The sequence below is a fragment of the Pantoea sp. 18069 genome, assembly GCF_902706035.1.
Lineage (GTDB): Bacteria > Pseudomonadota > Gammaproteobacteria > Burkholderiales > Burkholderiaceae_C > Comamonas.
The window spans coordinates 21,428-33,936 of sequence record NZ_CACSJA010000004.1 but is presented as its reverse complement, the minus strand read 5'-3'; the positions used below and the strand labels follow the sequence as shown (position 1 = coordinate 33,936).

The window sequence follows — 12,509 nt, the reverse complement described above, 5'->3', positions numbered from 1 at the left end:
TCAGCGCGGCGCGCGCCCGCCGAAGATTCCGCGGCCCACGCGCACCAGCGTGCTGCCCGCGTGCACGGCCGCCTCGAGGTCGGCTGTCATGCCCAGCGACAGCGTATCGAACGCGGCCAGGCCCGGCGCGCCGCTCGCGGCGATGGTGTCGAACAGTTGCCGCATGCGGCGGTGCACCGCGTACTGGGCGGCGAAGTCCGCGCCTTCCTCGGGGATCGCCATCAGCCCGCGCAGCTGCAGATTGGGCAGCAGCGCCACCGCCTGGGCCAGCGCCAGCGCTTCCTCGGGCGGCACGCCGGACTTGGCCGCGCCGCCGTCGGGATTGACCTGCAGGCAGACCTGCAGCGGCGCCATGCCCTCGGGCCGCTGGTCCGACAGGCGCTGCGCGATCTTGAGCCGGTCCACGCTGTGCGCCCAGTCGAAGTGCTCGGCCACCAGCCGCGTCTTGTTGCTCTGGATAGGGCCTATGCAGTGCCAGCGCAGCGGTGCCTGCCCCGGCGGCCAGGCCATCTCGCGCAGGATGGCGATCTTCTCGACCGCTTCCTGGATGTAGTTCTCGCCGAAATCCTGCTGGCCGGCCAGCGCAGCCTCGCGCACCGCGTCGGGGCCGAACGTCTTGGAAACGGCGAGCAACGCGACACTGCCCGGCGCGCGTTCGGCGTCCACGCAGGCCTGGTCCAGGCGCGCGCGGATCTGTTGGAGGTTGTTACCAATCATTGTCATAATCACCGACAAGCGTACCAAACGACAAAGGGCCTTTCGTGGACATCACCCAATTGCTGGCGTTCAGCGTCAAGAACAAGGCATCCGATCTGCACCTTTCCGCGGGCCTGCCGCCCATGATCCGCGTGCATGGCGACGTGCGGCGCATCAATGTCGACGCACTGGACCACAAGACCGTGCACGCGATGATCTACGACATCATGAGCGATGCCCAGCGCAAGGTCTACGATGAATTCCTGGAAATCGACTTCTCGTTCGAGATCGAAGGCCTGGCGCGTTTTCGCGTCAACGCCTTCAACCAGCACCGCGGCGCGGCCGCGGTGTTTCGCACCATTCCCAGCAAGATCCTGACGCTCGAGCAGCTCAACGCGCCCAAGATCTTCGCCGAACTCGCGCTCAAGCCGCGCGGCCTGGTGCTCGTGACCGGGCCCACGGGCTCGGGCAAGTCGACCACGCTCGCGGCCATGGTCAACTACCTCAACGAGACCGAGTACGGCCATATCCTGACCGTCGAGGACCCTATCGAGTTCGTCCACGACTCCAAGAAATGCCTGATCAACCAGCGTGAAGTCGGGCCGATGACGCATTCGTTCGCGGCCGCTCTGCGCTCGGCGCTGCGCGAGGATCCGGACGCGATCCTGGTCGGCGAAATGCGCGACCTCGAGACCATACGCCTGGCGATGACGGCCGCGGAAACCGGCCATCTGGTGTTCGGCACGCTGCACACCTCGAGCGCCGCGAAGACCATAGACCGTATCATCGACGTCTTCCCCGCCGAGGAAAAGGAAATGGTGCGCGCCATGCTGTCGGAGTCGCTGCAGGCCGTCATTTCGCAGACCCTGTGCAAGACCAGGGACGGCACGGGCCGCGTCGCCGCGCACGAAATCATGCTCGGAACCAGCGCCATCCGCAACCTGATCCGCGAAGCCAAGGTCGCGCAGATGTACTCCACCATCCAGACCAGCCAGAACGTCGGCATGCAGACGCTGGACCAGAACCTCACCGACCTGGTGCGCCGCAACATCATCAGCGCGGCCGAAGCGCGCGGCAAGGCCAAGATTCCGGACAACTTCCCCGGTTGAACCCCCTGGCAACCATGACTTCGCCCCTGCGTCCGTGCCACGCCCGCCACCCGCAGGTCGGCGCCGGGAGCGCGCGGTGATGCGCATCCTGCAGCGGCTGCGCCAGACGCAGCAAGCCGAGGCCTTGCGCCAGGAGGCCGAGTCGGCGTTCTTCGCCACCGCCTGGCACCAGGGCAACCAGGGCCCGCTCGTGCCCTGGGAAGCGCGCGCCGTCGAGCTCGGCGCGCGGCCCCTGTCGGCGCGCGCCGCGCTGCGCACGCTGCAGGCGCTGTGGGCGCATGACCGCCATCTGTCGACGCTCACGCCCGAAGCGCTGGCGCGCATGGAGCGCTATCTGCACTTCGCGGCCGTCAAGGCCCAGCGCGACGTCATCCTGCAGGACGAGTACGGCAACTTCATGGTGGTGGTGCTCAGCGGCGAGCTGGTCGTCAATCGCCGCCAGCCCTGGGGCGAAACGCTGCGCCTGGCGCAAACCGGGCCGGGCGACCTGCTCGGCGAAATGTCGCTGCTCGACAGCGGCCAGCGCTTCTCGAGCTGCACCACGCTGGTGGACAGCGAACTCGCGGTGCTCAGCGCCGAAGCCCTGGACGACATGCTGGTGCACGATCCCGCGCTCGCCGCCCAGTTGATCGCCATCCTGGCCCGCAAGCTCTCGGTGCGCCTGCGGGCCGTGAGCAGCCGCCTGGGCCATCAATCGCCCTAGCCCCATCGCATTCTGGCGCAGGCACTGCCCCAGTCACCGGAGAATCCCATGGAACGAGACCAGGCCAGTAAATTCATCAACGATCTGCTCCAGCTCATGGTCAGCCGCAACGGCAGCGACCTGTTCATCACCGCGGAGTTTCCGCCGGCCATCAAGGTCGACGGCAAGATCACCAAGGTCTCGCCCCAGCCGCTGACGCCGCTGCACACGCTGACGCTCGCGCGCTCGATCATGAGCGACAAGCAGATCGCCGACTTCGAGCGCACCAAGGAAAGCAACTTCGCGATCTCGCCCGCGGGCATAGGGCGCTTTCGCGTCAACACCTTCATGCAGCAGGGGCGCATCGGCATGGTCATGCGCACCATCCCGATGACGGTGCCGACCATCGACAAGCTCGGCGTGCCGCAGGTGCTCAAGGAAATCGCGATGTGCAAGCGCGGCCTGTGCATCCTGGTCGGCGCCACGGGCTCGGGCAAGTCGACCACGCTCGCGGCAATGGTCGACTGGCGCAACGAGAACTCGTTCGGCCACATCATCACCGTCGAGGACCCTATCGAATTCGTGCACCCGCACAAGAACTGCGTCATCACCCAGCGCGAAGTCGGCCTCGACACCGACAGCTGGGAAGCCGCGCTCAAGAACACGCTGCGCCAGGCGCCCGACGTGATCCTGATGGGCGAGATCCGCGATCGCGAGACCATGGAGCACGCGATCGCGTTCTCCGAAACCGGCCACCTGTGCCTGGCCACGCTGCACGCCAACAGCGCCAACCAGGCGCTCGACCGCATCGTCAACTTCTTCCCCGAAGAGCGGCGCCAGCAACTGCTGATGGACCTGTCGCTGAACCTGCGCGCCATGGTCTCGCAGCGGCTGATCGCCAAGCAGGACAGCAAGGGCCGGGTCGCGGCCATGGAAGTGCTGCTCAACACGCCGCTGATTTCCGATCTGATCTTCAAGGGCGAAGTCGCCGAGATCAAGGAAATCATGAAGAAAGGGCGCGACCTGGGCATGCAGACCTTCGACCAGGCGCTGTACGATCTGTTCGAGACCCAGCAGATCACCTACGAAGACGCGCTGCGCAATGCCGACTCGGTCAATGACCTGCGCCTGAACATCAAGCTCAACAGCCAGCGCGCGCGCAACCTCGACCTATCGTCAGGCACAGAGCATTTCGCTATCGTTTAAGGCACCCCCTGAGCGGCTGGCGCCGCTTCCCCCTCTCATCCTTCGGTGGAGGGGGACGGCACCATCGCTGCGGGGCGGCCCTTGCTCGGTGCCCCTGACCTGGAGCACGCCAGTTTCAGAGGCCGCTAGCAGTGATGGCACTATGGATACGCTTTGCCTACGTTCGGACCTTTTCCCATCTGAAATTTGATAACTTATGTCTAATCTCTCGAATACCACTCTTTCACGCTCCGTGGCCTTCCTGGGTCTGGGTGTGATGGGTTACCCCATGGCCGGCCACCTCGCGCGTGCCGGCCACCGCGTCACGGTCTACAACCGCAGCCCCGCAAAGGCCACGCAGTGGTGCGCCGAGTACGCCGACACCGCTGCGCCGCGCCACGCCGCCACCCCGCGCGAAGCCGCCGAAGGCGCCGATATCGTGTTCTGCTGCGTCGGCAATGACGACGACCTGCGCTCGGTGGTGCTCGGCGCGCAGGGCGCGCTCGCGGGCATGCAGCCCGGCGCGGTCTTTGTCGACCACACCACGGCCTCGGCCGAAGTCGCGCGCGAACTCAATGCCGCGGCCCAGGCCCTGGGCCTGCAGTTCATCGACGCGCCGGTCTCGGGCGGCCAGGCCGGCGCCCAGAACGGCCAGCTCACGGTGATGTGCGGCGGCGATGCCGCGGCCTTTGCCAGCATCCAGCCCGTGGCCATGGCCTTCTCGCGCGCCTGCACGCTGCTCGGCGACAGCGGCGCGGGCCAGCTCGCGAAGATGGTCAACCAGATCTGCCTCGCGGGCCTGATCCAGGGCCTGTCCGAAGCGATTGCGTTTGGCGGCAAGGCCGGCCTGGACATGGCGCAGGTGCTCGACGTCATAGGCAAGGGCGCGGCGCAGAGCTGGCAGATGGACCAGCGCGGCAAGACCATGGTCGCCGACGAATTCGACTTCGGCTTTGCCGTCGACTGGATGCGCAAGGACCTGGGCCTGGTGCTCGACGAAGCGCGCCGCAACGGCGCACGCCTGCCGGTCACCGCGCTCGTCGACCAGTTCTACGCCGACGTGCAGCAGATGGGCGGCAGCCGCTGGGATACCTCCAGCCTGATCAAGCGCTTGAAATAACCCCCACACCGCGTTTTTGCCTTGGGGCGAACGGTAAACACCCAGCCCCGCAGAAAAAACAGCCGGCATTGCCGGCTGTTTTTTGGAGAGGCTTACGCCATCAAAGCGACGGCGAAGCGTCGGTCGTGACCGGCACCTGCTTGGGCTCGTAACGCGCCAGTTCATCTTCCGAAACCACTTCGAACACGCGCACCACCTTGGTCACGCCATTGACGCCGCGCGCGATCTCGGCCGCGCGCTTGGCTTCACGCGGCGTGACGATGCCCATCAGATAGACCACCTTGGTCTCGGTCACGACCTTGAACGCCGACGCCTGCAGATCCTTGGCGTCCATCAGGCTCGCACGCACCTTGCCGGTGATGAATGTGTCGCCCGAGCGCTGGCTCAGCGTTGCGGTGAACGGTGCGACCGTCGCCTCGTTGACCACGGCGCGCACGTTGTCGACGGACTCGACCAGGCGGCCCAGGGTCTGTTTGTCGGTCTCGTTGCCCACCTCGCCGGTCAGCAGCACCTGGCGGTTGTAGCTGGTCACATTGATGCGTGCCTTGTCGCCCAGGGTCTCGCGAATCCGGTTCGCGGCCTTGACCTCGATGGTTTCGTCTTCGACCTGGGTGCCGGCCGTGCGCCGGTCGACTGCCACCAGCGTGCCCGCGACCATGCCGCCGCCCACCACCAGCGGAACGCAGGCCGACAATGCGCCGCCGAGCAGCACAACAGCCAGGGAGGAACAAACGGCACGGTGGATCTTGAACTTCATAAAGGCATCTCCTGTTCACCTAACAACTGGGCATCCACGCCATCGCACAGGCAGTGCAGCACCAATGCATGCACTTCGCGCACGCGTGCCGCGCGGTCATGCGGCACGCAGATCAGCACATCGGTCTCGCGCATGCGCGTCGACAGGCTGCCGCCGGTACGGCCGCTGAGCACCACCGCCATCATGTCGCGCTCATGCGCGGCTTCGACGGCTTCGAGCGCGCAGGGGTCGTTGCCGGTCACCGACAGCACCAGCAGCAGATCCCCGGCCTGGCCCAGCGCACGCACCTGGCGGGCCAGATAGTGCTGCGCATTGCCGCCGCCGCCCGACACCGGCAGGCTGCCCAGCAGCCCTCCTTGCGCACTCAGGGCAAGTGCGGCGAGTTCGGGACGGTCGCGCTCGAACCCCGTCACGCACAGGGATGCGAACATCTGCGCGTCGGTGACGGAAGGGCCGCAGCCGCAGGCCAGGACTTTGCCGCCACTGGTCACGCAGGCCAGCATGGCCTGCACAGCGGAAGCGATGGGAAGACTCAACGCCTGCGCGGCCTGATACTTCAGGTCGGCGCTGTCGATGAAATGCTGTTGGATACGTTGCTCTAGCATGGAGGCCCGATGATACCTGCGAGGCTACAAACCTTTCGCCATCCCACGGTTACCCGACCTGGCCGTCGACGTCGAAGGCCGCGCGCAGCCATTGCAGGCCTGCGGTGTCGATCAGCACCACGTCGAAGCGGCAAGGCGGCGCTGACGGCCAGCGTTGCAGATAATGCCGGGCCGCGCGCACAATGTGCGCCTGCTTGGCCGCGCCTATGCTCGCGCCCGCGCCGCCATAGCCGGCACGACCACGGCGGCGCACCTCGACAAACACCAGCGTGCCATCGGCATCGCGCATGATGAGGTCAATCTCGCCACCGCCACGCCCGGGCGTCCGATAATTGCGCTCCACCAGCCGCAGGCCTGCGGCCTGCAGACAGTGCAGCGCCTGGTCTTCACCGGCCTGGCCCAGTTGCCGGGTGGTCGACGGCGCCGCGCCCGCTGCGCCCGGATTTTTAAGGAAACCCATTGAGTGCCTCTTTCGCCTCTGCGCTGAGCGCTGCCCACGACGCAGCCTCGGCGCAACATTACCCGCAAGGCGCCCTGTATGTGGTCGCCACCCCGATCGGCAACCTTGCCGACATCAGCCTGCGCGCGCTGCATGTGCTGCAGATCGTCGACAGCATTGCCTGCGAGGACACGCGCCATACCCAGGGCCTGCTGCGCTCCTACGGGCTGGAGCGGCCCGGCAGCCAGCTGCTGGCCCTGCACCAGCATAACGAAGCCGAAGCCGCGCAGCAGGTGATTGCACGCCTGCAGCAGGGTCAGCGCATGGCCTACGTGAGCGACGCGGGCACGCCCGGCGTCAGCGACCCGGGCGCACGCCTGGCCGCGGCCGTGCAGGCCGCAGGCCTGCGTACCATTCCGCTGCCCGGCGCAAGCAGCATCACGGCCGCGCTCAGCGTCGCGGGCGCGGTCGCGCCAACGCAGGCCAGCAGCGGTTTCCTGTTCGCGGGTTTTCTTGCCAGCAAACAGGCCGAGCGCGCAACGCAGGTGCAGCAGCTCGCGCACGAGGCGCGCTGCTGCGTACTGCTCGAAGCCCCGCACCGCATAGGCGAACTGGCCCAGGCGCTGGCGGTTCTGGGCGCGCGCAACGTCACGCTGGCGCGCGAAATCACCAAGCAGTTCGAGGAAATCGTGACCCGGCCCGCGGACCAGCTGCCGGCCTGGCTCGAAGGCTCGCCCCAGCGCTCACGCGGTGAATTCGTGGTCGTGCTGCACCCCGTGGCGCTGCAGGAAGACAGCGGCGAAGGCCTGCGCGTGCTGCGCCTGCTGCTCCCCGAACTGCCGACCAAGGTCGCGGTGCGACTGGCCGCCGACATCACCGGCGCGGCGCGCAACGCGCTCTATGACGCGGCGCTGCAGATCAAGCGCGAAGGCGCTGACGAAGACTGATACCCGTTCGTCCTGATCCGAAGTGCCGAGCTTGGCGAAGGATTGAAGGATGAACGTCCTGCCCTCAACCAGGACCGCTGTCACCCCTGGGTATAAGCCAGCCCCGAAGCCACCCCGCCAAACAGATCGCCTTCGACCTGCGCCGTATCCGGAAACGCCGCGCGCAGGGCACTGCGCAGCGGGCGCAGCGCCGAAGAGCCGCCCGTGAGGTAGATCGCGTCTAGCGCCCGGGCCTGCACGCCCGCGCGGCGCAGGCAATCCTCGGCGCAGGCGACGACGCGCGCCAGCGCGGGTTGCAGATGCATGTCCATCGCTTCGGGCGTGACCTGGGCCTGCAGCTGCGCTTCGAGCCAGCCCAGGTCCAGGGTCTGGGCAGCGCCGCTTTGCGACACCGCGATCTTGCCCTGCTCCATGGTGTTGGCCAGGCGGTGGCCCAGGCGTTCTTCGAGTACCGTCATCAGCCGCGCATGCAGGCGCTCGTCCTGGTAATCGGTGCGCAGTCCCTGCGCTTCGCGCACCGCCTTGGCGGTGTAGAGCCACTGGATCAGATGCCAGGTCGACAGATCGAAGAACACGCGGCTGGGTACTTCGCGCCCGCTTTTTCCATGGTGGCGCAAACCCAGCAGCGGCTGCAGCAGCTCGAGATTGAGCCGCTGGTCGAAATCGGTGCCGCCGATGTGCACGCCGGCCGTCGCCAGCACGTCGACGCTGCGGTCCGGGTGCGCAATGCGCTCGGGCCCCAGGCGCACGACGGTGAAGTCGGAAGTACCGCCGCCGATGTCGACCACCAGCACCACCGACTCGCGGTCCAGGCGCTGCTCGTAGTCGAGCGCCGCGGCAATCGGCTCGAGCTGGAACTGCACCTGGGCAAAGCCCGCGCGGTGCGCAGCTTCGCGCAGCGCGCTTTCGGCCAGCGCATCGCGCTCAAGGTCGTCATCGACAAAATGCACCGGCCGGCCCAGCACCACGCGCTCGGGCATCTGGCCGAGTTCCTTCTGGGCGCGGGTCGCGAGCTGGCGCAGAAACAGCGCGATGATGTCCTGGTAGCTCACCAGGTTGCCATGCACCACGGTCTTGTCCTGCAGCAGCGCGCTGCCCAGCAGGCTCTTGAGCGAGCGCATCAGCCGCCCTTCCTCGCCTTCGAGGTACTGCGCCATCGCATCGCGCCCGTAATGGGTGCTCAGTTCTTCGGCATGAAAAAACAAGGCCGTCGGCATGGCCAGCATCTCGCCTTCGAGGGGAATCAGGCGGGCCGGGCTGCCCGCGACGCGCAGCGCCATCGCCGAGTTGGAGGTGCCGAAATCAATGCCAAGGGTGCTGGGAAACGAAGAAGTCATCAATCAGAGGGCCGCAAGCGAAGTGCGCGCAGAGAAAGTGAACCGGCGGCGGCCAGCGAGAAGGCGGACCGCAAAAACAAAAACGCCCACTGTAAAGTGGGCGTTGAATGTTTGGTTGCGCGAGAAGGATTTGAACCTCCGACCTTTGGGTTATGAGCCCAACGAGCTACCAGACTGCTCCATCGCGCGGTATGTAGTTATTGTACAGCAGATTTAGGCTGCTGCGTCGGAAGTTTGAACTTCTTCGGTGCGTTCCACCAATTCAACGTAGGCCATGGGGGCGTTGTCGCCCACGCGGAAGCCCATCTTCAGGATACGCGTGTAGCCACCGGGACGGGTGTTGAAACGGGGGCCCAGCACGTTGAACAGCTTGGTGACGCTGTCGCGGTCGCGCAGGCGGTCGAAAGCCAGGCGGCGGTTGGCGACGGTGTCGACCTTGGCCAGGGTGATCATGGGCTCGATCACGCGGCGCAGTTCCTTGGCCTTGGGGACGGTAGTCTTGATGGCTTCGTGCTCGATGAGCGAATTCATCATGTTCTGCAGCATCGCCAGGCGGTGCGAAGAAGTGCGATTGAGTTTGCGGAGGCCGTGACCGTGGCGCATGGTGCTTTTTCCTTGATATTTAATTAAATCGGGCAGCCGTATCAGGTACTGCCCGAGGCACTGCCCACCCAAAGGCGGGATGCAAATTATAGCTCAGAGTGTCCAATTCGTCCCTTGAGACGTCGTTGCGTTGCCTTGCCGTGCAATTTGCACTGTCTGCGGCAACACGCCTAGTCTCAAGCGCAAATCTATCGATTTGCTGGGCCGCCTTGGCCCCTCTTTTTAACGCTTGTCCAGGCCGGCTGGCGGCCAGTTTTCGAGCTTCATGCCCAGCGTCAGACCGCGGGAAGCCAGGACTTCCTTGATCTCGTTGAGCGACTTGCGACCCAGGTTGGGGGTCTTGAGCAGCTCGTTTTCGGTACGCTGAATCAGGTCGCCGATGTAGTAGATGTTTTCGGCCTTCAAGCAGTTGGCCGAACGCACCGTCAGTTCCAGCTCGTCCACAGGACGCAGCAAGATAGGATCGAAGCTCGCGTTGTTGCGCGGAGCTGCGCTGCCCGTGATGCCTTCCAGATCGCCGCCTTCGAGCTGTGCGAACACAGCCAGTTGCTCGACCAGGATCTTGGCCGAAGCGCGCACTGCGTCTTCAGCGGTGATGGCACCGTTGGTCTCGATTTCGACCACCAGCTTGTCGAGGTCGGTACGCTGTTCGACACGCGCGCTTTCCACCGTGTAGCTGACGCGCTTCACAGGGGAGAACGATGCGTCGAGCACAATACGGCCGATCGACTTGGTGGACTCATCGCCATAGCGACGCACATTGCCCGGCACATAGCCACGGCCCTTTTCGACCTTGATCTGCATGTCCAGCTTGCCGCCTTGCGACAGATTGGCAATCACATGATCAGGGTTGACGATTTCAACATCGTGCGGGGTCTGGATATCACGTGCAGTGACAACGCCTTCGCCATCCTTGCGCAGGCTCAGCGTGACTTCGTCACGGTTGTGCAGCTTGAACACCACGCCCTTGAGGTTCAGCAGGATGTTGACCACATCTTCCTGAACGCCGTCGATCGAGGAGTACTCATGGAGCACGCCGGCAATCGTGACTTCCGTCGCTGCGTAACCCACCATGGACGAGAGCAGAACACGGCGCAGGGCATTGCCCAGCGTGTGGCCGTAACCACGCTCGAACGGCTCAAGTGCGACCTTGGCACGGTTGTGGCCAAGTTGTTCGACATTGATTGCCTTGGGTTTCAGCAAATTGGTTTGCATGCAGACTTCCTCTCAATACCCCCGGCTCGTTACACCGGTAAGGCTGGTGAAGCGCCTAAACCGCGATGCCTCGCGGTTCAGGGACGGTTTTAGCGAAAATTAGCCGGAAAAATCAACGCGAATACAATTCAACGATCAGGGATTCGTTGATGTCTGCGCCGAATTCGTCACGGTCAGGAGCCTTCTTGAAGGTTCCTTCTGCCTTGTCCAGGCTGACTTCCACCCAAGCGGGGAAGCCCACTTGCTGAGCCAGTTGCATGGCTTCGACGATGCGAGCCTGCTTCTTGGACTTTTCGCGCACGGCAACCACGTCACCGACCTTGACCAGGTAGGAAGCGATGTTGACCGAGTTACCGTTCACGGTGATCGCCTTGTGCGACACCAGCTGACGGGCTTCTGCACGCGTGGAGCCGAAGCCCATGCGGTACACGACGTTGTCCAGACGGCTTTCCAGCAGCGTCAGCAGGTTTGCACCCGTGTTGCCCTTTTTGCCATCAGCAGCTTCGAAGTAGCGGCGGAATTGCTTTTCCAGAATGCCGTACATGCGCTTGACCTTCTGCTTTTCACGCAGTTGCAGACCGTAGTCCGAAGTGCGCTGGCCAGAAGTGCGGCCATGCTGGCCGGGCTTGGTGTCAAACTTCGACTTGTCCGCGATCGAGCGACGTGCGCTCTTCAGGAACAGGTCGGTGCCTTCACGGCGGGAAAGTTTGGCCTTGGGGCCGATATAACGTGCCACGTGATCTTCCTTGTGTCATCTGCCGCAAAACAATTGCGGGAGCCACCTGCTTGGCCAAGCCATGCAGGTGGCGGTGGGCTTATAAAAAATTAGATACGACGACGCTTTTGCGGGCGGCAGCCGTTGTGCGGCACAGGCGTCACGTCCGAGATGGAAGTGATGCGGATGCCCAGGGCACCCAGAGCGCGCACCGACGATTCGCGACCAGGACCGGGGCCCTTGATTTCGACGTCGACGTTCTTGATGCCTTGTTCAATCGCTGCACGACCAGCAACTTCGGAAGCCACTTGGGCTGCGAAAGGCGTCGACTTGCGCGAGCCCTTGAAGCCTTGGCCACCCGACGAAGCCCAAGACAATGCATTGCCCTGGCGGTCAGTGATGGTGATGATCGTGTTGTTGAACGACGCGTGCACGTGAGCGATGCCGTCAGAAATGTTCTTGCGAACCTTCTTGCGCACGCGCTGTGATGCGTTGTTTGCGGGAGATTTAGCCATAGTGATCTTTCAATCTCTTTATTTCTTCAAAGCCGCTGCACCCTTACGCGGACCCTTGCGAGTACGCGCATTAGTGCGAGTGCGCTGGCCGCGCATGGGCAGGCCACGGCGATGACGGAAACCGCGATAGCAACCAATGTCCATCAAACGCTTGATGTTCATCGTTGTTTCACGACGCAGGTCACCTTCGATGGTGAACTGTGCAATCGCGTCACGGATTTTTTCGAGATCGCCATCCGTCAGATCTTTGATCTTCTTGGAATATGCGATTTCGCATGCTTCGCAAATCTTGCGAGCGCGGGTACGACCGATACCATAAATAGCGGTCAGGCCGATTTCAGCATGCTGATGCGGCGGAATATTAATGCCAGCGATACGTGCCATATGCGTCCTCTATACTTTCAATCAACCCTGGCGCTGCTTATGGCGCTGGTCTGTGCAGATCACACGCACCACACCTTTGCGGCGGATGATCTTGCAGTTGCGGCAGATTTTCTTGACCGAAGCCGAAACTCTCATTTCATTCTCCTAAAACTTTGCATCCGTTCCGGCCAATCTGCACGGAACTTGTGGCGTCCCCATTT

General features: G+C 64.0%; 16 protein-coding genes and 1 tRNA gene. 5 read left to right on the top strand and 12 right to left on the bottom strand.

Translation table 11 applies throughout. From position 1 onward, the window contains the following. Positions 1 to 723 (bottom strand): YggS family pyridoxal phosphate-dependent enzyme, encoded by a 723-nt coding sequence (locus tag GVL12_RS05005; RefSeq protein WP_159911562.1) that lies wholly within the window; start codon positions 721 to 723, stop codon positions 1 to 3. Between the two features lie 38 nt (positions 724 to 761). Here GVL12_RS05005 and GVL12_RS05000 point away from each other — a divergent pair, with 38 nt between their 5' ends. The 4 genes from GVL12_RS05000 to GVL12_RS04985 all read left to right on the top strand — a co-directional run bounded on the left by GVL12_RS05000 (position 762) and on the right by GVL12_RS04985 (position 4,792). Further along, positions 762 to 1,805 carry a type IV pilus twitching motility protein PilT gene (locus GVL12_RS05000; RefSeq protein ID WP_159911561.1) on the top strand — a complete coding sequence of 348 codons (1,044 nt, stop codon included), beginning with the start codon at positions 762 to 764 and terminating at the stop codon, positions 1,803 to 1,805. 34 nt (positions 1,806 to 1,839) lie between these two features. Beyond that, positions 1,840 to 2,508 carry a Crp/Fnr family transcriptional regulator gene (locus GVL12_RS04995; RefSeq protein ID WP_200843503.1) on the top strand — a complete coding sequence of 223 codons (669 nt, stop codon included), beginning with the start codon at positions 1,840 to 1,842 and terminating at the stop codon, positions 2,506 to 2,508. A 48-nt stretch (positions 2,509 to 2,556) separates the two neighbouring features. Then, positions 2,557 to 3,693 carry a PilT/PilU family type 4a pilus ATPase gene (locus tag GVL12_RS04990; RefSeq protein WP_159911560.1) on the top strand — a complete coding sequence of 379 codons (1,137 nt, stop codon included), beginning with the start codon at positions 2,557 to 2,559 and terminating at the stop codon, positions 3,691 to 3,693. A gap of 196 nt (positions 3,694 to 3,889) precedes the next feature. After that, positions 3,890 to 4,792: an NAD(P)-dependent oxidoreductase gene (locus GVL12_RS04985; RefSeq protein WP_159911559.1), complete on the top strand. Its 903-nt coding sequence runs from the start codon at positions 3,890 to 3,892 to the stop codon at positions 4,790 to 4,792. 100 nt (positions 4,793 to 4,892) lie between these two features. On the opposite strand, the gene GVL12_RS04980 is transcribed toward GVL12_RS04985, so the two are convergent. The 3 genes from GVL12_RS04980 to GVL12_RS04970 are packed head-to-tail and all read right to left on the bottom strand — an operon-like array spanning position 4,893 to position 6,614. Next, the gene (locus GVL12_RS04980) at positions 4,893 to 5,549 is read right to left on the bottom strand and encodes a BON domain-containing protein (protein ID WP_159911558.1); all 657 of its coding nucleotides are present in this window, start codon (positions 5,547 to 5,549) and stop codon (positions 4,893 to 4,895) included. Then, on the bottom strand, positions 5,546 to 6,154 hold the full coding sequence (locus GVL12_RS04975; protein ID WP_159911557.1) for an SIS domain-containing protein: 609 nt from the start codon (positions 6,152 to 6,154) through the stop codon (positions 5,546 to 5,548). The genes GVL12_RS04980 and GVL12_RS04975 overlap by 4 nt, the downstream gene beginning before the upstream one ends. Positions 6,155 to 6,203: 49 nt before the next feature. Next, on the bottom strand, positions 6,204 to 6,614 hold the full coding sequence (locus GVL12_RS04970; protein WP_159911556.1) for a YraN family protein: 411 nt from the start codon (positions 6,612 to 6,614) through the stop codon (positions 6,204 to 6,206). Here GVL12_RS04970 and rsmI point away from each other — a divergent pair. Next, positions 6,614 to 7,540, top strand: coding sequence for a 16S rRNA (cytidine(1402)-2'-O)-methyltransferase (rsmI, locus tag GVL12_RS04965; RefSeq protein ID WP_159911555.1), 927 nt, complete (start codon positions 6,614 to 6,616; stop codon positions 7,538 to 7,540). The two genes, GVL12_RS04970 and rsmI, sit on opposite strands and share 1 nt — an antisense overlap. Positions 7,541 to 7,620: 80 nt before the next feature. Here the strand turns inward: rsmI and GVL12_RS04960 are convergent, their stop codons facing one another. From GVL12_RS04960 to rpmJ, 8 genes are all read right to left on the bottom strand, one after another. After that, positions 7,621 to 8,877, bottom strand: coding sequence for an Hsp70 family protein (locus GVL12_RS04960; RefSeq protein WP_159911554.1), 1,257 nt, complete (start codon positions 8,875 to 8,877; stop codon positions 7,621 to 7,623). A 112-nt stretch (positions 8,878 to 8,989) separates the two neighbouring features. Then, a tRNA-Met gene (locus tag GVL12_RS04955) sits at positions 8,990 to 9,066 on the bottom strand. Between the two features lie 24 nt (positions 9,067 to 9,090). Next, a complete protein-coding gene (rplQ, locus tag GVL12_RS04950; RefSeq protein ID WP_159911553.1) occupies positions 9,091 to 9,480 on the bottom strand; it encodes a 50S ribosomal protein L17 in 390 nt (129 codons plus the stop codon). A gap of 222 nt (positions 9,481 to 9,702) precedes the next feature. Next, a complete protein-coding gene (gene rpoA / locus GVL12_RS04945; RefSeq protein WP_159911552.1) occupies positions 9,703 to 10,695 on the bottom strand; it encodes a DNA-directed RNA polymerase subunit alpha in 993 nt (330 codons plus the stop codon). A 112-nt stretch (positions 10,696 to 10,807) separates the two neighbouring features. Further along, positions 10,808 to 11,431, bottom strand: a complete 624-nt coding sequence (gene rpsD / locus GVL12_RS04940; protein WP_159911551.1) for a 30S ribosomal protein S4 — start codon at positions 11,429 to 11,431, stop codon at positions 10,808 to 10,810. 89 nt (positions 11,432 to 11,520) lie between these two features. Next, complete coding sequence (rpsK, locus tag GVL12_RS04935; protein WP_159911550.1) at positions 11,521 to 11,925, bottom strand: 30S ribosomal protein S11; 405 nt, start codon at positions 11,923 to 11,925, stop codon at positions 11,521 to 11,523. Positions 11,926 to 11,943: 18 nt separating this feature from the next. Continuing rightward, the gene (rpsM, locus tag GVL12_RS04930) at positions 11,944 to 12,309 is read right to left on the bottom strand and encodes a 30S ribosomal protein S13 (protein WP_159911549.1); all 366 of its coding nucleotides are present in this window, start codon (positions 12,307 to 12,309) and stop codon (positions 11,944 to 11,946) included. Positions 12,310 to 12,330: 21 nt separating this feature from the next. Next, positions 12,331 to 12,444, bottom strand: coding sequence for a 50S ribosomal protein L36 (gene rpmJ / locus GVL12_RS04925; protein ID WP_003050535.1), 114 nt, complete (start codon positions 12,442 to 12,444; stop codon positions 12,331 to 12,333). Positions 12,445 to 12,509: the final 65 nt, after the last annotated feature.